The 18,554-nt window shown below is 68.9% G+C and carries 19 protein-coding genes; 10 read left to right on the forward strand and 9 right to left on the reverse strand.

Annotated elements, in window-relative coordinates; all coding sequences use genetic code 11:
* Positions 1-1,011, forward strand: a complete 1,011-nt coding sequence (locus U9J39_RS12705) for a Bug family tripartite tricarboxylate transporter substrate binding protein (protein ID WP_116314675.1) — start codon at positions 1-3, stop codon at positions 1,009-1,011.
* Between the two features lie 55 nt (positions 1,012-1,066).
* Positions 1,067-2,092: a porin gene (locus U9J39_RS12710; protein WP_116314674.1), complete on the forward strand. Its 1,026-nt coding sequence runs from the start codon at positions 1,067-1,069 to the stop codon at positions 2,090-2,092.
* Positions 2,093-2,225: 133 nt separating this feature from the next.
* On the opposite strand, the gene U9J39_RS12715 is transcribed toward U9J39_RS12710, so the two are convergent.
* The 4 genes from U9J39_RS12715 to sorA all read right to left on the reverse strand — a co-directional run bounded on the left by U9J39_RS12715 (position 2,226) and on the right by sorA (position 5,113).
* Positions 2,226-2,711, reverse strand: a complete 486-nt coding sequence (locus U9J39_RS12715; RefSeq protein WP_115712819.1) for an SRPBCC family protein — start codon at positions 2,709-2,711, stop codon at positions 2,226-2,228.
* The gene (locus U9J39_RS12720; protein ID WP_111521173.1) at positions 2,701-3,087 is read right to left on the reverse strand and encodes an ArsR/SmtB family transcription factor; all 387 of its coding nucleotides are present in this window, start codon (positions 3,085-3,087) and stop codon (positions 2,701-2,703) included. The genes U9J39_RS12715 and U9J39_RS12720 overlap by 11 nt, the downstream gene beginning before the upstream one ends.
* 99 nt (positions 3,088-3,186) lie before the next feature.
* Positions 3,187-3,840, reverse strand: a complete 654-nt coding sequence (gene sorB / locus U9J39_RS12725; protein WP_326347209.1) for a SorB family sulfite dehydrogenase c-type cytochrome subunit — start codon at positions 3,838-3,840, stop codon at positions 3,187-3,189.
* A 10-nt stretch (positions 3,841-3,850) separates the two neighbouring features.
* Positions 3,851-5,113: a SorA family sulfite dehydrogenase catalytic subunit gene (gene sorA, locus U9J39_RS12730; RefSeq protein WP_326347210.1), complete on the reverse strand. Its 1,263-nt coding sequence runs from the start codon at positions 5,111-5,113 to the stop codon at positions 3,851-3,853.
* Between the two features lie 302 nt (positions 5,114-5,415).
* On the opposite strand from sorA, the gene U9J39_RS12735 reads away from it, so the two are divergent.
* From U9J39_RS12735 to U9J39_RS12745, 3 genes are read left to right on the forward strand one after another with little or no spacing between them, the layout of a single operon-like run.
* Positions 5,416-6,771, forward strand: coding sequence for a uracil-xanthine permease family protein (locus U9J39_RS12735; RefSeq protein ID WP_326347211.1), 1,356 nt, complete (start codon positions 5,416-5,418; stop codon positions 6,769-6,771).
* A 19-nt stretch (positions 6,772-6,790) separates the two neighbouring features.
* On the forward strand, positions 6,791-8,239 hold the full coding sequence (locus tag U9J39_RS12740; RefSeq protein ID WP_326347212.1) for an amidohydrolase family protein: 1,449 nt from the start codon (positions 6,791-6,793) through the stop codon (positions 8,237-8,239).
* A gap of 2 nt (positions 8,240-8,241) precedes the next feature.
* A complete protein-coding gene (locus tag U9J39_RS12745; protein WP_326347213.1) occupies positions 8,242-8,949 on the forward strand; it encodes a sulfite exporter TauE/SafE family protein in 708 nt (235 codons plus the stop codon).
* Here the strand turns inward: U9J39_RS12745 and U9J39_RS12750 are convergent.
* Positions 8,946-9,983 carry a LacI family DNA-binding transcriptional regulator gene (locus U9J39_RS12750; RefSeq protein ID WP_115712828.1) on the reverse strand — a complete coding sequence of 346 codons (1,038 nt, stop codon included), beginning with the start codon at positions 9,981-9,983 and terminating at the stop codon, positions 8,946-8,948. The two genes, U9J39_RS12745 and U9J39_RS12750, sit on opposite strands and share 4 nt — an antisense overlap.
* A gap of 52 nt (positions 9,984-10,035) precedes the next feature.
* Positions 10,036-10,971 (reverse strand): LysR family transcriptional regulator, encoded by a 936-nt coding sequence (locus U9J39_RS12755; protein ID WP_195431543.1) that lies wholly within the window; start codon positions 10,969-10,971, stop codon positions 10,036-10,038.
* Positions 10,972-11,126: 155 nt separating this feature from the next.
* Here U9J39_RS12755 and U9J39_RS12760 point away from each other — a divergent pair, with 155 nt between their 5' ends.
* From U9J39_RS12760 to U9J39_RS12775, 4 genes are read left to right on the forward strand one after another with little or no spacing between them, the layout of a single operon-like run.
* Entirely contained in the window at positions 11,127-11,333 is a 207-nt protein-coding gene (locus U9J39_RS12760; protein WP_111521179.1) for a DUF3311 domain-containing protein, read from the forward strand.
* A 12-nt stretch (positions 11,334-11,345) separates the two neighbouring features.
* On the forward strand, positions 11,346-12,728 hold the full coding sequence (locus U9J39_RS12765) for a sodium:solute symporter family protein (RefSeq protein WP_115712831.1): 1,383 nt from the start codon (positions 11,346-11,348) through the stop codon (positions 12,726-12,728).
* A 24-nt stretch (positions 12,729-12,752) separates the two neighbouring features.
* Positions 12,753-14,408, forward strand: a complete 1,656-nt coding sequence (locus tag U9J39_RS12770; RefSeq protein WP_326347214.1) for an amidohydrolase — start codon at positions 12,753-12,755, stop codon at positions 14,406-14,408.
* Positions 14,405-15,376 carry a CobW family GTP-binding protein gene (locus U9J39_RS12775; protein WP_326347215.1) on the forward strand — a complete coding sequence of 324 codons (972 nt, stop codon included), beginning with the start codon at positions 14,405-14,407 and terminating at the stop codon, positions 15,374-15,376. The genes U9J39_RS12770 and U9J39_RS12775 overlap by 4 nt, the downstream gene beginning before the upstream one ends.
* Positions 15,377-15,405: 29 nt before the next feature.
* Here U9J39_RS12775 and U9J39_RS12780 read toward each other — a convergent pair whose 3' ends face one another.
* A complete protein-coding gene (locus tag U9J39_RS12780) occupies positions 15,406-16,305 on the reverse strand; it encodes a LysR family transcriptional regulator (RefSeq protein ID WP_326347312.1) in 900 nt (299 codons plus the stop codon).
* 125 nt (positions 16,306-16,430) lie between these two features.
* Here U9J39_RS12780 and U9J39_RS12785 point away from each other — a divergent pair, with 125 nt between their 5' ends.
* Positions 16,431-17,180 carry an SDR family oxidoreductase gene (locus U9J39_RS12785; protein ID WP_414248906.1) on the forward strand — a complete coding sequence of 250 codons (750 nt, stop codon included), beginning with the start codon at positions 16,431-16,433 and terminating at the stop codon, positions 17,178-17,180.
* Between the two features lie 38 nt (positions 17,181-17,218).
* Here the strand turns inward: U9J39_RS12785 and U9J39_RS12790 are convergent, their stop codons facing one another.
* Positions 17,219-18,124 carry a YihY/virulence factor BrkB family protein gene (locus U9J39_RS12790; protein WP_115682850.1) on the reverse strand — a complete coding sequence of 302 codons (906 nt, stop codon included), beginning with the start codon at positions 18,122-18,124 and terminating at the stop codon, positions 17,219-17,221.
* Between the two features lie 108 nt (positions 18,125-18,232).
* Complete coding sequence (locus U9J39_RS12795) at positions 18,233-18,421, reverse strand: YjfB family protein (protein ID WP_115682849.1); 189 nt, start codon at positions 18,419-18,421, stop codon at positions 18,233-18,235.
* Positions 18,422-18,554 lie beyond the last annotated feature (133 nt).

The raw sequence follows: 18,554 nt of genomic DNA on the forward strand, positions 1-18,554 counted from the left end.
ATGAGCAGCCAGCACAATGGCGCCCACGCCCACCGGGCGCGCGCCACGCGCACGGCCCTGGCCGCGGCGCTGATCCTGGCGGGCGCCGCCAGCGCGCACGCCGAGGCACCTTACCCCAGCAAGCCGATCCGCATGGTGCTGCCGTCGGGCGCGGGCACCGTGACCGACCAGACCGCGCGGCTGGTGGCCGAGCGCCTGACCGCGGGGCTGAAGCAGCCGGTGGTGGTCGACAACCGTCCCGGCGCCAACGGCATCATCGCCAACGAGACCGTGGCGCGCGCCGCCCCCGACGGCTACACGCTGCTGTTCACCTATGCCGCGACCATGACGGTGAACCCGTGGACCACGCCGTCGCTGCCGTACGACCCGCTCAAGGACTTCACGCCGATCGCGCGGCCCAGCCAGCCCGGCGGCAACCTGCTGGCGGTCAGCGCCGGCGTGCCGGTGCACAACCTGCGGGAACTGATCGCCTATGCCAAAAGCAGCAAGACGGAGCTGGCCTATTGCTCGTGGGGCGTCGGCTCCGGCGGCCATCTGGCCATGGAATACCTGAAGGCGAAGGCCGGCATCCATCTGCGCCACATTCCGTACAAGACCGCCACCCAGTGCAGCAACGACCTGGCCGCGGGCCACGTCACCATCGGCATTACCGATGCCATCTCCGCGGTGCCGCACCTGAAGTCCGGCCGCATCCGCGGCATCGCGGTGTCCGGCCCGGAGCGCCTGCTGACCGCGCCCGACGTGCCCACCATGTCGCAGCAGGGCGTGCCGTTCCAGCAGGCCAGCTGGGTCGCGATCTTCGGGCCCAGGGGCGTGCCCGCGCCCATCGTCGAGCGGCTCAACGCCGAGGTCAACCGCATCCTGCAGAGCCCGGCGGACCGCGCCAGATTCGCCGCGCTGAACCTGCAGCCGGCCGCGCCGTCGAGTGCCGCGGACCTGGGCAAGCTGGTCAGCGCCGACCTGGCTGCATGGGGCGAGGTGGTGAAGGTCGCGGGGCTGCAGGCGAAGTAGGGCAGACACACCACAACGAGAACGGGAGACAGGGAGCGTGAAGGCAACACAGTGGATGGCGATGGGCGTGGCCCTGGCCGCGGGCAATGCCGCGGCCGGCACCATGCAGTTGTTCGGCGTGGTCGACGCATCGATCGAATACGCCAAGGGCTCGGACAGCGTGGTGCGCATGCGCGAAGGCCAGCAGGCCGCGTCGCGCTGGGGCATCCGCGGCATCGAAGACCTCGGCGGCGGGCTCAAGGCCAACTTCCTGGTCGAGTCCGGCTTCAATATCGACACCGGCACAGAGTTCTTCGGCAACAACCGGCTGTTCGGGCGGCAGGCCTACCTGGGCCTGTCAGGCGGCTGGGGCGAGCTCCGGCTGGGGCGGCAGTACACGCCGTCGTTCTATGCGCTGCTGCGGCTGGACCCGTTCCTGCTGAATGGCGCGGTGTCGCCGTTCAACCTGCTGAGCGCGACCGCATCGCAAGGCACCGGACATGTGGCCTACGGCGCGCGCTTCGACAACGCCGTGCAGTACTTCTCGCCCAAGTGGGGCGGCTTCGCCTTCGGCGCCGCGGTGGCGCCGGGCGAGGTGCCGGGGTCTGCGCGCTCCGGGCTTAACTTCGGCATGAACGCGACCTGGGAGGCGGGCAACGCCTATGCGTTCTACAGCTACCAGGGGATGTATTCGGGCGCCAATGTGCCGGTGGAGCCGACGCTGACGTCGAACCATTTCGTCGGCGGCTCGTACCGCTTCAAGCCGGTGGAGATCGGGCTGCTGTTCAGCGCGGCCAGCAGCGACCGGCCCGAGACCCGCTCGGCGCGCCACTACGGCGTGACCTTCAGCTGGGCCGTGACCCGGCGCGACACCTTCAAGGCCGCCGCGCTCAAGCGCCAGATCCTCGGCGGCGGCCAGCGGCCGCTGGCAGTCACGCTGGGCTGGGACCACGACCTGAGCAAGCGCACCACGGCCTACGTGCGCGCGGTGCTGGTGCACAACAGCGCCGGCGGCAGCGTCAGCAACAACAGCATCGTGATCGATCCGGGCAGCGGGGATGATGCGAAGTCGGTGAGCGTGGGGTTGCGGCACCGGTTTTGAAGAGCGGACACCGGAAAACCCGCAGCGACATCATTGCCTCAAGCTTTCCAACTCCCGCTTGTGTACCCCCTCTCCCGCTTGCGGGAGAGGGGAGAACACCCACAGCGATGCCGACGCACCGGCACCGCCACCCTCACTTCAACTGCTGCGCAAACTCCTCCAGCTGCGTAATGCAGGTCCCCCAGCCCTCATAGAATCCCATCTCCTCATGCTGCTTGCGCGTGGCCTCGTCGGGATGCATCACGCGGGCGATGTAGCGGGTGCCGTCGCCCTCGTCGGCCATGGTGATGACCGCGGTCATCGACAGCCACGGCGTGCCGGGCCGGTACCCCGCGACCAGCGCCGAGGTGGAGACGATCTTCTCCATCGGCACGATCTCGAGGAAGCAGCCGGGGTTGTCGCTGGTGCCGCCATCGGGGCCCTGCATGAAGGTATGGAAGGCGCCGCCGGGACGCATGTCGAAGGCGCGGACCTCGGTGGTCCAGGGCCTGGGGCACCACCATTGCTTGAGCAGCTGCGGATCGCTCCAGGCGCGCCAGACCTTGGCGCGCGGGGCCTTGAGCAGGCGCGAGATGACCAGGTCGTGGCCTTCCGGGCCGGCGGCGTTTTCATTCGTCATGGGACTGTTCCTCTTGATCAGGTGCTTCGACAAAGGCCGCCAGGCGGTCGGTACGGGCCTCCCACAGGGCGCGCTGGTCGGCCAGCCATTGCTGCGCGTCGGACAGCGGTTGCGGCACCAGCTCGCAGGTGCGCACGCGCCCCGTCTTGCGCGAGCGGATCAGGCCGCTGCGCTCCAGCACCTGCAGGTGCTTCATGAACGAGGGCAGTGCCATTGCGAACGGCGCCGCCAGCGCCGAAACCGTTTCCGGCCCACGCCCGAGCGTGCTGACGATGGCGCGGCGGGTCGGGTCCGCCAGCGCGTAGAACACGCCGGACAGCGGAGAAAGATCGACAGCCTGGGACACGTCTGCAAACTCGGCACAATGGTTAGCCATGCGGCTAAGTATAAGAAGCCGGCCGGAACTTGCAAGGCCGAAATGCGAGACGCCCCGGACCAGCCGGGGCGTCTTGCCGTCAGGGCAGTGCGGTCGAGCCTATTGCTGGCGGACATAGGCCGCCAGGGCCTTCACTTCCTCGGGCTTCAGGCCGGCGAACGGCGGCATCGGCACCGCCCCCCACTTGCCGCTGCTGCCGCCGCGGATGCTGGCTTCCAGCCTGGCCTGGGCCTGCGGGTCGCCCTTGTAGCGCACCGCAACCTCGTGATAGGCCGGGCCGACGATCTTCTGCGTGGCGCTGTGGCAGCTCAGGCAGGCGTTCTTCGCCAGCAGCCCCTGCACGTCGACGCTGGCCGCTGCCGCAGGCGCGGGCGCCTCGGCAGCCGGCTTGAGCGCCTTCTGCGCGATCGCCACGATCTCGGGATCCTTCGCCTTGGCAGAGCCATAGGCCACCGCCAGGTAGGCGCCCAGCTGCTCGACCTCGGCATCGTCGATCGGTGCGCCGTAGGCCTGCTGCATCTTCTTCATCTCGGTGGTCCACTGCGCCAGGCTCAGCCCGGGCGGCTGGTAGGAGACGTAGTCGGCCGAATGGCAGATCGCGCATTTCTGCATGGCGATGCCGTAGCCAGGAAGACTGGCCGGCTTGAGCTTGACGTTCTCCGCCGGCAACTTGATGTCTTTTGGCGCGGCGCCGGCATGGCTGGCACCGAGCAGGGCGAGCGCCAGCAGCGCGGGGGCGATGGTTGCTTTCATGGCGCGTTCCTCAGGCGATGGTGACCGGCGTGGCTTCGATGACATTGCGGCGATAGCCGGCGGGGTTCCAGTTGGCTTTTGCCGGCTGGGTCTCGCCGTTGTTGCTGGTGGCGCGCACCATCAGCACCGCCGGGCCCTTGCGCGCGAACTTCACCGGCAAGCGCCAGGCGCGGAACGAGAACCGGCCCAGGTCTTCGCCCAGCTTCGCGGCCTGCCAGTTCTGCCCGCCGTCGACCGACACCTCGACCGTGCGGATGCCGGAGCCGCCGTCGAAGGCAATGCCCTTCAGTTCGACGGCGCGGCCGGCCGGCAACCTGCCGCCGCTCTCGACGCTGGTGATAAAGCTGCGCACGGCCAGCGTCGAGATCGGCCGCGTCTTGGCCGCCGGCGTGCCCGGGGCCACGCACTGGCAATCGTTGTCCGGCACGCGGTAGCCCTTGGTCATGAAGAACGCATCATGGCCCTCGAACGGGTGGTCGAGCACCTCGATCTCGTGCAGGTGCTTGATCCAGTAGGTGCCGAAGTAGCCCGGCACCACCAGCTTGAGCGGGTAGCCGTTGAGCAGCGGCAGGTCTTCGCCATTCATGCCCCACGCCAGCAGCGGCTCGCCGTTCATCGCGTGGGCGATATCGAGCGACTTGCGGAAGTCCGGCGTGCCCGGCAAGACGGGCGTATCCATGCCATTGAAGGTGACCACCCTGGCCCCGGCCTTGACGCCCGCATGCTCGAGCACCTTGCGCAGCGGCACGCCGGTCCAGCGCGCATTGCCCATCGCGCCGTTGGCCAGCTGCGCGCCGAACACGCGCGGCTCGGAAAAGCCGCGGCTATTGCCCGAGCACTGGTTGACCGCGACCACGTGCACCGGTTCGGCCAGCCGCTTCAGTTCATCGAGCGACAGCTGCAGCGGCTTGCCGACGTGGCCGCCAACGCTGAGGCGGTAGGTGGCCAGGTCCACCGACAGCGGCAGGTTGGCCAGGTGGTAGCGCACGAAGAAGGCGTCGTTGGCGGTGATCGGCCCCTCGTTGAAGGCGGCAAAGGGCGTCTCCAGGTGCGGCGGCCGGGTGCTCACGCGAACCAGCGGGCGCTTGCCCGGATAGCGCACCAGCGGGCGCGGGCCGTCGGCCAGTGTGACGCCGTCGGTCGCGCGTGCGGCCAGCGCGCCCAGCGGCGATGCACCCAGCGCCAGCAGGCCGGCGCCCTGCACCAAACGGCGCCGCCTGGATAGCGGCCGGTCGTGGTCGGCAGATTGCGCCGGACGGTTCTTGTCTCGCATGGGGCGTCTCCTTCGGGGCGTGTTGTGGCGCGCAAGGCGCTGTGGCGGGTACTTTGACGCCACGCCATCAACTTGTGAAACGGGTTTTGCTGCTAGCCGTTATCGATTTATTCGATATAGGGGAAGACCACGGCTGCTTCGCCGACAAAACCGCTTGCATCGCAAATTGGGTTTCCCTACACTTACCAAAACGTTTTTGTTAGCGGAAATCGATAATATCTGCGGCGAATTGCGCACAGACGCAGCCAGGGGCCGAAGCGCCACCGGCACAACGCCCGACACACCAAACGAGGAGCAAAGCAATGTCCCACCCCGCCCCCGCGCCGGTGGATGAACGGCTGCCATGGCGGCGCCTGTTTGTCTTCGGCCTTCAGCACGTACTGGTCATGGCCGCGTCGCCGATTGCGTCGGTCTTCCTGATGAGCAAGGCGCTCAGCTTCCCGCCCGCGCTGGCGGTGCAGCTGCTCAGCGCCACCTTCGTGATCTGCGGCCTGGGCACGCTGCTGCAGTCGCTGGGCAAGCGCGGCATCGGCGCGCGCCTGCCGTTCGTGATGCTGCCCGGCGGCGCGCCGATCGTACTGTTCATCCTGATCGCGCAACAGACCGACGTGCAGACCGCCGCCGGCGCGGTGATCCTGACCGGCGTCTTCTACTTCCTGGTGCTGCCGGTGTTCCGGCGCTGCCTGCGCTACTTCCCGCCGGTGGTGGTGGGCACCATGCTGCTGCTGGTGGCGATCAACCTGGCGCAGGTCTCGGGCAAGCTGGTCGCCGGCCATCCGGCCGCGGGCAGCGCGGTGGATCCGCTCAACCTGCTGCTGGCCTTTGCCACCATTGCCTGCACCGTGGCGGCGTCGCGCTGGCTGAGCGGCATGCTGGCGCAGCTGGCGATCCTGCTCGGCCTGCTGGGCGGTGCGCTGGTAGCTGGGCTGGCCGGCGCGTTCCACCTTGGCCAGGTGTCGATGTCGCCGGTGCTGGCGTTGCCCACGCCGTTGCCGTTCGGCTGGCCCACCTTCGACGTGGTGGCCGCGATTCCGCTGATGGTGTTCGCCGTGATCTCGATGGTCGAGGCCACCGGCCAGACCCTGGCGATCAGCGATGCCGTGGGCCGGCCGGTGGACCAGCAGCGCGACGTGCCGCGCACCATCCGCGCCGATGCGCTGACCTCGCTGCTGGGCGGGATGTTCGGCACCTCGCTGATCATCACCAGCGGCGAGAACATCGGCATCGTGCGGGCCACCGGCGTGCGCTCGCGCTTTGTCACGGCGATGTCGGGCGCGATCCTGGTGGCGTTCGGGCTGCTGGTGCCGGTGTCGGCGCTGATCAGCGCGATTCCCGAAGCCGTGGTCGGCGGCACCGGGCTGGTGGTGTTCTGCATCGTCGGCACCATGGGCATCGACATGCTGCGCAAGGTGGATCTGCGCGACCACGCCAACATGTACGTGGTGGCGGTGGCGCTGGCCGTGGGCTTGCTGCCGATCCTGGTGCCGGGCATCTATGGCGGCCTGCCGGCCAACCTGCGCATCCTGGTGGGCAATGGCGTGGCGATGGGCGCCATCACCGCGGCGCTGCTCAACTTCCTGTTTTTCCATACGGGTCTGCGGACCGCGACGGCTGATACGGGCGCGATCGCTCGCGACGATGCCGCCGCCACGCACTGACCCCGCCTACTGCATTGCCATGACTGAACCTTATGCCTCGACGCCGGCCTGGCCCGGCGACCTCAACCCGGCGCTGGCGCCTGAAAGCTTCCAGCGCCAGCGCATCCTGCTGCCGGAATGGACCCTGCTGCGCCAGGGCGCGGTGCGCGGCCACGCGGTGGTGGTGGAGGGCGGCCGCTTCACCGCGGTCGGCCCCGCCGAAGACGTCGCCGCGCGCTTTCCGCATCTGGAGACCCAGCCGCTGCCGCGCATGCTGCTGATGCCCGGCATGATCGACACCCATCACCACCTGACGCAGTCGTTCGGCAAGTCGCTGGTGTTCGGCGAGCCGTCGGAGATCTTCCGGCGCGTGTGGGTGCCGCTGGAGGGCAGCCTGAAGGCGGAGCACCTGTACCTGTCGTCCAAGCTGGCGGCGCTGGAAGCGCTGCGTGGCGGCTTTACCACCGTGGTCGACGCCGGCACGCGCAGCGACGCCGGGCTGGACGCGGTCGCACGCGCGGTCACCGATGCCGGCGTGCGCTGCGTGCTGGGCCTGATCTGCAACGACAAGCCCGGCGCCGAAACGCTCGACGCCGCGCCCATCCTGCGCCGCGCCGCCGCGCACCTGGACCGCTACGCCGGCGATGCGCTGGTGGCGCCGTCGCTGGCGATCTCGATCCCCGAGGTGGCCTCGGACGCGATGCTGCATCACGTCTACCAGCTGTGCGCCGAGTCCGGCCGCATCTTCCAGACCCATGCCAACGAGCACCTGGTGGCGGTGGAGCGCTCGCTCAACGCGTGCGGGCGCCGGCCGATCGAGCACCTCGCCGCGATCGGCGCACTCGGGCCGGCCGCCTTGCTGGCGCACGCCACGCTGGTGACGCCGCAGGAGATCCGGCTGCTGGCCGACAGCGGCGCCGCGGTAGCTTACAACCCCGTCGCCAGCGCCTGGAAGGGCAACGCGGTGGCGCCCGCCGAGACCATGGCCACCTTCGGCGTGCGCCTCGGCCTGGGCACCGACGGCACCCGCAGCGACGGCTTCCGCCTGCTGGACTATGCCGAGGCCGCGCAGCGCTTTGCCTTCGGCATCGGCGTGGGCGACTCGTCCTGCGGCGCGGGCTGGCGCTGGGTCGACATGGCCACGCACGACGCGGCCGACGTGGCCGGGCTGGGCGCGCTCACCGGCGAGATCGCCGCCGGCAAGCGCGCCGACTTCCTGCTGGTCGACCTCGACGTGCCGGAACTGACGCCGTCGTGGGACCTGACCTGGGAGCTGGTGCGGCTGGCCAACCGCGACCAGATCCGCGCGGTCTTCGTCGACGGCAGCCTGCGCCTGTGGCAGGGCTGGCCCACCGACTGGGACGCGCGCGCGCTGATGCGCGACATCCATGCCATGGCCGGGCACACCGTTGCCGGCGCGCCGATCCGCAAGCTGCATGACGCCGCGGACGTGCACCGCGCCCGCCATGCCGGCTCGGGGGCGGCATGAGCATGGACATGACCTTGTTCAGCGTCGGCGGGGCCGTGTTTACCGGCGCGCTGGTCCAGGGCGCCACCGGCATGGGCTTCGCGCTGATCGTGGTGCCGGTGCTGGCGCTGGCCGCGCCGGCGATGCTGCCGGGCGCGCTGCTGCTGGCGATGCTGCCGCTCAACGCCTACGTGGCCTGGCGCGAGCGCCACGCCATCGATATGCGCGGCGCCGGCTGGATCAGCGCCGGACGCGTGGCCGGCACCTTCGGCGGCCTGTGGGTGCTGGTGGCGATGCCGATGGCGTGGCTCAACGCGCTGGTCGGCGGCAGCACCATTGCCGCGGCGGTGGTGTCGTTGCTGGCGCCGGCGTTCTCGCCGGGGCGGCTGACCTTTGCCTCCACCGGGCTGATCACCGGCGTGACCGAGACCGCCACCGGCGTGGGCGGCCCGCCGCTGGCGCTGGCCTACCAGCACGCGCCGGTGGCGACGCTGCGCGCCACCGTGGCGCTGTGCTTCCTGGTGGGCGAGGTGATCTCGCTGGTGGTGCTGGCGCTGGGCGGCCGGCTCGGCATGGAGCAGGTGTTCTACGCCGCCGGCCTGCTGCCGGTGCTCGGCGTCGGCATGGTCGCCAGCCACCTGGTGCACAAGCGCATCAACCAGCGCATGCTGCGCATCGGCGTGCTGGTGTTCGCGCTGGTGTCCGGCGCGGTGGTGCTGTTGCGCGGCTAGTCTTCCGGCGTGGACGAGGCCCGCACCACCAGTTCGGGCGCGGGGCCGGCAATCACATTGCGGCCGCGCTCGCCCGACAGGTGCGCGAACAGCAGTTCCACCGCCAGCGACGCGACCCGTTCCAGGTGCAGGTTGACCGCGGTCAGCGGCGGCTGCGCGCTGCGCGCGCGGATGCCGTCGTAGCGGGTCACCACCAGCACATCGTCGGGCACGCGCTTGCCCAGCCCTTGCAGGTGCGCCATGGCGCCGACCGCGAAGGCGTCCACCGGCGCGCACAGCGCATCCAGGCCCGGCATCTGCGCCAGCAGTTGCGCGCAGGCCTCGGCGCCCGCGGCTTCGCCATGTTCCTCGGCCGCCTTGACGACATGGCAGGGCAGCCCCAGCGCCTGCGTGAACTCGCGGTAGGCGCGTTCCGTTTCGACATACGACTGCCGCGGCGCCGCGCCGATCATCAGGCCGATCCGGCGCCGCCCATGGCCGTGCAGGTGTTCCAGCAGCAGGCGCGCGGTCGCGGCGGACTGCAGGTCCACGCAAGGCACCGGGGTCTCGGTCAGCGGCTCGCGCCCGATCGACACGATGCTGACGCCGCGCTCCCGCAGCCGCGCGATATGCGGGTCGCCGGCAATCGGCTCGATCACGATGGCACCGTCGATATCGAGCGTGTCGAGCAGCCCGCCGGCGCCTTCGAGCGGCGGCACCAGCACCACGCCCAGGCCGCGCCCCATGGCCGCCTCGGCGGCGATCGCCGCCACCTCCATCATGAAGCCCAGCCGCGAGGTGCCGCCCGCCACCGCGAACGGCATCGACGACAGCAGCGCAATGCAGTTGGCGCGCCCCGACTGCAGCCGCTGCGCGCGCACGCTGGGCCGGTAGCCCAGCTCCGCGGCCACGCGCTTGACGCGCGCGCGCGTGGCCGGGTCCAGCACGCCGCGGTCGTTCAGCGCGTGCGAGACCGTGGTCAGCGATACGCCGGCGGCGCGGGCGACGTCGTGGATGGTGAGGCGGCGGGGGCGGTCGGGCGTGGAATCGGTCATGCCGGGTTTGAGCTGGGAATCAGCCGGAGCATACATCAGCGGACATGGGCGGTCAGCGGCGAGCGCCCTGCCTGGCCGGCGCCGACGACAATTCCTTCCAGTGCTCGCGCGTGAAGGCGTAGAGCGTCTCGAGCGCCGGCGACAGCGAGCGCGCGGCCATGCGCGCGATGCCGTAGCGGCCGCACCGGCGCGGGTCGGGTGGCATCGGCACTTCCGCCATCAGCCCCGCGGCTCGTTCCTGCCGGGTGATGGACAACACGCCGAACAGCAGGGTGTCGGTGGCCAGCGTCACGCTGCGCAGCATGTCGAGGTTGTCGCAGTGCAGGGTGAAGAGCTTGTCGGGTGCGGCCTCTGGCCCCCATAGCTCGGCCAGCTGGCGGCTGACGATGGTGCTGAGCGTGGTGGTCGCCACCGGGTAGGCGCGGATCGCCTCGATATCGATGCGGCGCTTGCGCAGGATCGGATGGCCGGCGCGGCACACCAGGCCGGCCGGCAATTCGCCCAGCGGTTCAATGTCGACATCGTCGGCGGCGCGCAGCACGTAGGCGTCGCCCACGATCGCGTCGATGGTTTCGCGCCGCAACGCGTCGAGCAGAGCGCTGGTGGCGCCGGTCTCGGTGCGCACCTTGATGCGCGGGTGCGCCTGCGCCATGTGGATCAGGAACGGCGTCAGCAGCAGCGCGGCAGGCGCGGGCGCCACGCCGATCGTCAGCGAGCCTTCCTCGCCCCCGCGCAGCAGCTCCAGGTCGCGGCGCAGCTGGCGTTCTTCCAGCCGCATGCGGCGCGCGCGGTCGGCCACCAGTTCGCCGAACACTGTCAGGCGCGCGCGCCGCGCGCCGCGGTCGAACAGCGGCGCCTTCAGCTCGTGCTCCAGCGCGCGGATACTGCGGCTCAGCGCCGGTTGGGTCAGGTGCACGGCGCGTGCGGCTTCGGAAAAGGTGCCGTGCTCGACGATGGCAAGCAGGTGCAGAAGTTTCTGGGTGTCCATGCGGAATCCCATGCGTGTCAGTTATGGGAGCGGTTCGATATTTGCATTTGAATCATACATCGGCGCTCCCTATGATGACCGGAACACAAGAGCGGCCCGGTGACAGCACACACACGGCGCCCGCCATCCACCGTCCAACGGAAACCGGAGACATCATGCTCAAGCTGTTTATCGGCCTCGGCCTGCCATACATCGGCGTCATCGGGCTGCTGCCCTGGGTGGCGACCGTCGAGCGCTTCGTGCTCGGCGTGCCCTTTATCTACGCCTGGATCTTTGCCTGGTTCGTCCTGACGTCGGGCTGCATGCTGGCGTGCTGGCTGCTGTACGACCGCCATGCCGCCGACGCGGCGCATGAAGCGTGAGGGAGAGCAGCCATGACCACAGCGGTATTCCTTGGCTTTATCGTCTTCTCGCTCTATCTCGCCATCCGCTCGAAGAAGGGCCACGGTGCGCAGAGCGTGCATGACTTCTTCGTCGCCTCGCGGCAGTTCGGCGCCTACCTGGTGTTTTTCCTCGCGGCCGGCGAGATCTACAGCATCGGCACCATGGTGGGCTTTCCCGGCGGCATCTATGCCAAGGGCCCGACGTATGGCGTCTGGTTCCTCGGCTACATCCTGCTGGCTTACCCGCTCGGCTATTTCCTCGGGCCGAAGATCTGGCAGGCCGGCGCGCGCTACAACGCGATCACGCTGCCGGACCTGTTCAAGGGCCACTACGGCAGCCGTGCGCTGGAACTGATCGTGGCGGGCTCTTCGATCCTGTTCCTGCTGCCCTGGGGCCAGTTGCAGTTCACCGGACTGGTGGCGGCGCTCAAGGGGCTGGGCTGGGAGTTCGATCCCGTCTACCTGGTGCTGATCTCGGCGGCGCTGGCCTTCACCTACATCGCCATCTCCGGCGTGCGTGCGTCGGCCTACATCGCCATCCTGAAAGACATCCTGATGGTGGTGGCGATCGTCGCCACCGGCGTCGCGGTCGGCTGGAAGGCCGGCGTGGGCGATGTCTTCCATGCCGCCAGCCTGCAGGTCAGCAACCAGATGAGCGACACGCAGCTGCGCTTCTCGATGAGCACCATGCTGTTTCAGGCGCTGGGCTTCTACGTGATGCCGTTCGCGGTGCAGAACTTCTTCACAGCCAGGAGCGCCAACACCATCCGCCGCACGCAGGTGGCGATGCCGCTGTATATGCTGATGTACCCGTTCCTGGTGCTGGCGTCGTACTACGCGATCAGCCAGAACCTGCAGCTGGCCTCGCCCAATGAAGCCTTCTTCGCGGCGGCGGTGCGCTTGCTGCCGGACTGGCTGCTCGGCCTGGTGACCGCGGGCGCCGCGCTGTCGGGGCTGCTGGTGCTGGCCGGCATCTGCCTGGCGATCGGCCCGATCGTCACGCGCAACCTGCTGCCGGGCATGCCCGAGCAGCGCCAGAAGCAGGGCGCCAAGGTGGTGATCGTGGTGTACCTGGTGCTGTCGATCGCGATGACGCTGGCCACGCCCAACCTGATGCTGACGCTGATCAACACCACCTACTACGGCGTGACGCAGTTCTTTCCCGGCGTCATCGTGATCCTGTTCTCGCTGAAGGTGCGACCGATGGCGATCGCGCTCGGCATCCTGAGCGGGCAGGGGCTGGCGATCGCACTGTACGCGCAGCAGGCCGATTTCGGCGGCATCAACCTCGGCCTGGTCAGCCTTGCGGTCAACCTGCTGGTGACCGTGGTGGCGAACTACGCGCCGCGCCTGGCACGCGTGCAGCCGGCCTGATCCTTGCGACTCATGCAACAAGCGATGACCCATAACGACACGGCGCGCACGCAGGTATTCGTGGCGCGCAAGATCCTCACGATGGAAGCGGCGCAGCCGGAAGCGACTCATGTCGCGGCACGCAATGGCCAGATCCTTGCAGTCGGCGGCGCTGCGGAAATGGCGCCATGGCCCGACGCGGTGGTAGTCGACACCTTCCGCGACAAGGTGCTGATGCCCGGCATGGTCGAAGGCCACTGCCACCTGATGGAAGGCGCGATGTGGGACGCGGTCTACGTCGGCTACTTCGACCGCCGCGACCCCGATGGCAGGCTTTGGCGCGGGCTGCGCACGCTGGACGAAGTCATCGGGCGCCTTGCGGACGCGGCCGGCAAGTTGAAAGACCCCGACACGCCGCTGCTGGCGTGGGGTTTCGACCCGATCTACTTCGGCACCGCACGGCTGTCGGTGCGCGAGCTGGATCGCATATCGGCGACGCGGCCGGTGGTGGTGATGCATGCCAGCGTGCACCTGATGAATGTCAGTTCGGCGATGCTGGCATTGGCCGGCATCGATGAAGACACCGACATCGACGGCGTGCACAAGGATGCGGGCGGCAAGCCCACCGGCGAGCTGCAGGAGTTCGCGGCGATGTTCCCGGTGCAGCGCGTAATCGGCCGCGGCCTGTCGCTGGCTGCGGCGGAGGACGCGGAGGCGGTGCGCCGCTTCGGGCGCGTGGCACAGCTGGCGGGCGTGACCACCGCTACGGACCTGGTCAACGACTTGTCGGCCAGGGGCCTGGAAACACTGCGCGCGGTGACGTCGGATGACGGCTTCCCGCTGCGCATGGTGCCCGCCTTCGCGCCGCAGCGCGACGCACAGGGCGGGCCCGCACGCGTACAGCAGGCCGTCGCCGCTGGCTCCGACAAGCTCCACTTCGGTCCGGTCAAGTTCATCGTCGACGGCTCGATCCAGGGCTTTACCGCGCGGCTGCGCGCACCTGGCTACGCCGGCGGCCAGCCCAACGGCTTGTGGCTGATCCCGCCCGAGCAACTGCTGGACGCGTTCACGCCGTTCCACCTGGCCGGCCTGCCGCTGCATATCCACACCAACGGCGACGAAGCCACCGAGGTCGTGCTCGACACGCTGGAAGCGCTGCTGGCGCGCCATCCGCGCGCCGACCATCGCCACACCTTGCAGCACTGCCAGCTGGCCGATGCGGCGCAGCTGGCGCGGGCGAAGCGCCTCGGGCTGTGCATCAACTTCTTCGCCAACCACCTCTACTACTGGGGCGATGCCCATGCCACGCAGACCGTGGGCCCGGCACGTGCCGCGCGCATGAACCCGGCAGGCACCGCGCGGCGCCTCGGCATCCCGTTCGCGATCCATTCCGATGCGCCGATCACGCCGCTGAACCCGCTCTTCACTGCCTGGTGCGCGGTGCAGCGCCAGAGCGCCTCGGGCCGCGACATGGGCGAAGCCGAGCGGCTGACGGTGGCGGACGCGCTCCACGCGGTCACGATGGGCGCGGCTTACACGCTTGGGCTCGACCATCGCATCGGCAGCATCGCGCCCGGGAAGCTGGCCGACTTTGCCGTGCTGGAAGACGATCCCGCCAGCGTGGATCCGGCGCGGCTCAAGGACGTGCGGGTGTGGGGCACGGTGCTGGGCGGCCGCGTGTTCGAGGCGCCTGCGCGATGAGCGCCCGGCTTCCGATTCCGCTGGTGGTCGTCGGCGGCTACCTCGGCGCGGGCAAGACCACGCTGCTGAACCGGTTGCTGGCCAATGCGCAAGGGCTGCGCATTGCCGTGCTGGTGAACGACTTCGGCGAGATCAATATCGACGCCGCGCTGATCCGCACGCGCAGCGACGATGTGATCCAGCTGGAGAATGGTTGCGTGTGCTGTTCCATCGGTGGCCGGCTGGCCGAGGCCATGCTGGCAATCGCCGACCGCGACGCGCGGCCCGATCTGCTGGTGATCGAGGCCAGCGGCGTGTCGGACCCGCAGCGCATCGCGCAGATCGGCCTGCTCGATCCGGCGTTCCGGCTCAACGCGGTGCTGGTGGCGGTGGATGCCGCAGCCGTGCACGACAGCCTGGGCGACCCGCTGGTCGGCGAGATGGTGCGGCAGCAGATCGCGGGAGCATCGGTGGTGGCGCTGACCAAGACCGACCTGTGCGCTGCCGGTGGCGCTGCGGCAACGAACAGGACCGTCGGTACGCTTGCGCCGCGCGCCACGGTGCTGGAAGCGTGCGATGGCGAGCTGCCTTTGTCAGTCTTTATCGACGCAGCCATGCCGACACCGGCCGGCACCGGCGTGCTGCAGTCGCATGCCGGCTGGCACCGGCCTGCGCTACATGCCGGCATCCGCAGCATCGCCTACCGGACCGGCCGCGCCTTCGACAAGGCGCGGCTGCGACAGGCACTGTTGAAGCTGCCCGTGCGGCTGCTGCGCGCGAAGGGCCTGGTCAGGCTGGCGGCCGATCCGCGGCTGCACGAGGTACACGTGGTCGGGGGCAGGATGCGGATGCGGTCCATGCCGCACGGCGAAGCCGGCGATTTCGGTGGATTCGGCGAATTCAGCGACTCCGCGCTGGTCTTCATCGGCGCCTTCGATGCCGCGGGAGCGGATGCCATTTCCGCCAGCATGGAGTCTGCACTGGCCTGAGACAGAAGACGTCAGGCATGGAACTCGCACTATCCAAACGCCTCCGCATAAAGAGCCACCAGCCAGTCGACGAACACGCGCACGCGCGGAGACAGCTGCCTGTGATGCGGATACAGTGCCGACACCGGCAGGTCCGGGCTGGGCCAGTCGCTCAGTACCTCGACCAGCCGCCCTTCGCGCAAGGCGTCGCCGACGTGGAAGCGCGGCACCTGGATCAGCCCGCAGCCGCGCAGGGCGGCGGTGACATAGTTCTCGGCATCATTGACGGACATCCACCCTCCCAGTGAAAAGGCCTGGAGTTGCCCATTGACGTGCAGCTCCAGCGGATAGCCGGCCGCGCCGCTACGCGAGAAGAATTTCACGACTTCGTGCCTGGAGAGCTGGTCGGGATGTTGCGGCGTGCCGAATGCTTTCAGGTAGGCGGGACTGGCGCACACCACCTGCGGCATGAGCGCCAGGCGCCGCGCCACCAGTGAAGAATCCCGCGGCGTGCCCGCGCGGATGACGCAATCGACGCCTTCCCTTATCAGATCCACCAGCCGGTCGCCGCCGGATACCACCAGATCGATGCGCGGATACCGCTCCCGGAATTCGTCGATTCGCGCCAGCACGATCTTCGTTGCGTGGGTCCCGTGCATGTCGACACGCAACACCCCGCGCGGATTCGCCGCCACGTGCTGCAGAGACGACTCGGCGTCGTCGAGTTCAGCCAGCAGGTGGACGCAGCGCTCGTAGAACGCCTGGCCGTCGAGTGTCGGCCTGACTTGCCGCGTCGTGCGTTCGAGCAGCCGGACCCCGAGCCGCGTCTCGAGCGCCTTGATGGCATGGGTGGCAGTGGCGCGCGGGATGTCGAGCGCGGCCGCGGCGTGGCTGAAACTGCCCAATTCGACGATGCGGGTGAACAGTTGCAGGGAATCGAAGCGGTCCACGGGAAGGCAATTATTGTTGAGGCTGGTTGAATTGATATGGCGATTCTGCACCATTTATCTAATTGGGGCGAACAACCACAATTGGCTTCAACGGCATGTCGCCTTATCCCTCCCGGAGCCTTCCCATGAACACCCTGACTACGAACACCACCAAAGCGGCCATTGTCACCGGCGGATCGCGCGGCATAGGCCGGGCCGTGGCTTTGCGTCTCGCGGCCGACGGCTTTGCCGTTGCGGTCGGCTATGCCGGCCATGTGGCGCACGCCCGCGACACCGTCGCGGCGATCGAAGCGGCCGGCGGCCGGGCCATCGCGATCCAGGGCGATGTCGGAAGCCCCGATGATGTGGCCCGTCTCTTTGCGCAGACCAAGGCGGCATTCGGCGGCATCGACGTGGTCGCCAACTGCGCCGGCGTGATGCCGCTGGCACCGATCGCGCCGGGCAGCCTGGCCGACTTTGACAAGGTCATTGCGACCAACCTGCGCGGCACGTTCCTGGTGCTGGCGCAAGCGGCCGAAAACGTCGGCGCGGGTGGGCGGATCATTGCGGTGTCGACCAGCGTCATCGCCAAGTCATTGCCGTCCTATGGGCCGTACATTGCGTCCAAGGCCGGCGTGGAGGGGCTGGTCCGCGTACTGGCCAACGAGCTGCGCGGGCGCGGCATCACCGTCAATGCCGTGGCGCCGGGGCCGGTGGCCACCGAGCTGTTTCTCGATGGCAAGAGTGCGCAGCAGATCGGCCAGATCGCGCGGCTCGCTCCGCTCGAACGGCTCGGGACGCCCGAGGATATCGGTCGCGTCGTATCGTTCCTTGCCGGCGAGGATGGTGGCTGGATCAACGGGCAGGTGCTGCGCGCAAACGGGGGATTCGCATAAGCCGCCGCGCCGCACCCCTGCAATCCTCGTGGCGCACGTCAGGTATGGAACTCGCCGGTGGGAGCGTCCGAAGCAGGCGGCCGCTCCCAGCCGCTGCGCTCGAATTCCGCGATCACCTGCGCGCCGAGCAACAGCAGCGTCGCCGCGATCTCCAGGCTCAGCAACACCACGATCGCCGTGGTGAGCGAGCCATAGACCCGCCCCACCTGCGACAGCGTGGTGAAGTACCACACCAGCGCATGGCGCGAGATCTCCCACAGCACCGCGGCAAGCACCGCGCCGCACAGGGCATGCCGCAAGGACAGCCGGCCGACCGGCATCACCATGTAGATCGACGTCAGCATCAGGATCTCGCCGAGGAACCCGAGCAGGTAAAGCAGCGTGGTGGAAAGCCGGTCGAGCGACCATTCATGGCCCAGCACTTCCACGTGCCGTTGGCCGATCGCGATCAGCCCGCCAGAGACCACTGTCACCAGCAGCAGCCCCAGGCTCAGCACCGCGATATAGCAGTAAGGCAGCACCGCCGAGATCAGGAAATGCCGGCGCCGGATCGCGACGCGATGGACGAAGATCACCGACATGGCGTTTTCCAGCACCGTGAACGCCAGCGAACTGAAGAACAGCATCGTGCCGAGCAAGACCCAGCCGACCGTGGCGCGGGTGCGCAGGAACGACGCCAGCTCGGGCACCAGCGCGCGGGACTGTCCGGGCACGACCCACTCGAGGTAGCGCGCCAGCGTCGACAGCAACAGCTGCGGGTCGATCACATGCGACAGCGCGATCACCATCAGGATCAGCAACGGCACGATCGACAGCAGCGCGTAGTAGGCCACCGCTCCGGCCAGCAACAGGCCCTGGTTGGCGCGGAACTGGACCAGCGTGCGCCACAGGAAGCGCCCCGGATGACGGAGCAGGTCGCGGACGCGGGCGTCGAGAAGCTGCATGGCGGGCACCGGAGAGTGCAGGTGCCGACATTATGCGTCGGCGGGCGCCCAAGTGCCCGGCCCGCGGTGCCGCGACGCCCGCGCCGCGTCGGCTTGCGCCGCGCGAAGTCAGACCTTGACGTCGATGGTCTGGCCCAGGTGCGGCGGGTTGCTGGCCGCGACCGGCTGGGGCATGGCCTGCAGCAGTGCAGCCATGCCTTGTGCCTGCATGTCCAGCGACTTGCGCAGCATCAGCAGGCTTACCGGATCGGCGCCCGGATCGCCAGCCAGGCCGGCGGTAACATTGGAGATTTCCATGAAGAGGGTTTCCTTGGCGAAGGTCGGGAGAGACGGCGGGATGACCGCCAACACCCAATGACGGCCGCGGCCGCCCAACCTTGAGCGCCGCGGGCACGGGCGACATTCCTATGGGTTATCCGCCTAAGCCAGC

The sequence above is a fragment of the Cupriavidus sp. SS-3 genome (assembly GCF_035818815.1).
Lineage (GTDB): Bacteria > Pseudomonadota > Gammaproteobacteria > Burkholderiales > Burkholderiaceae > Cupriavidus > Cupriavidus taiwanensis_C.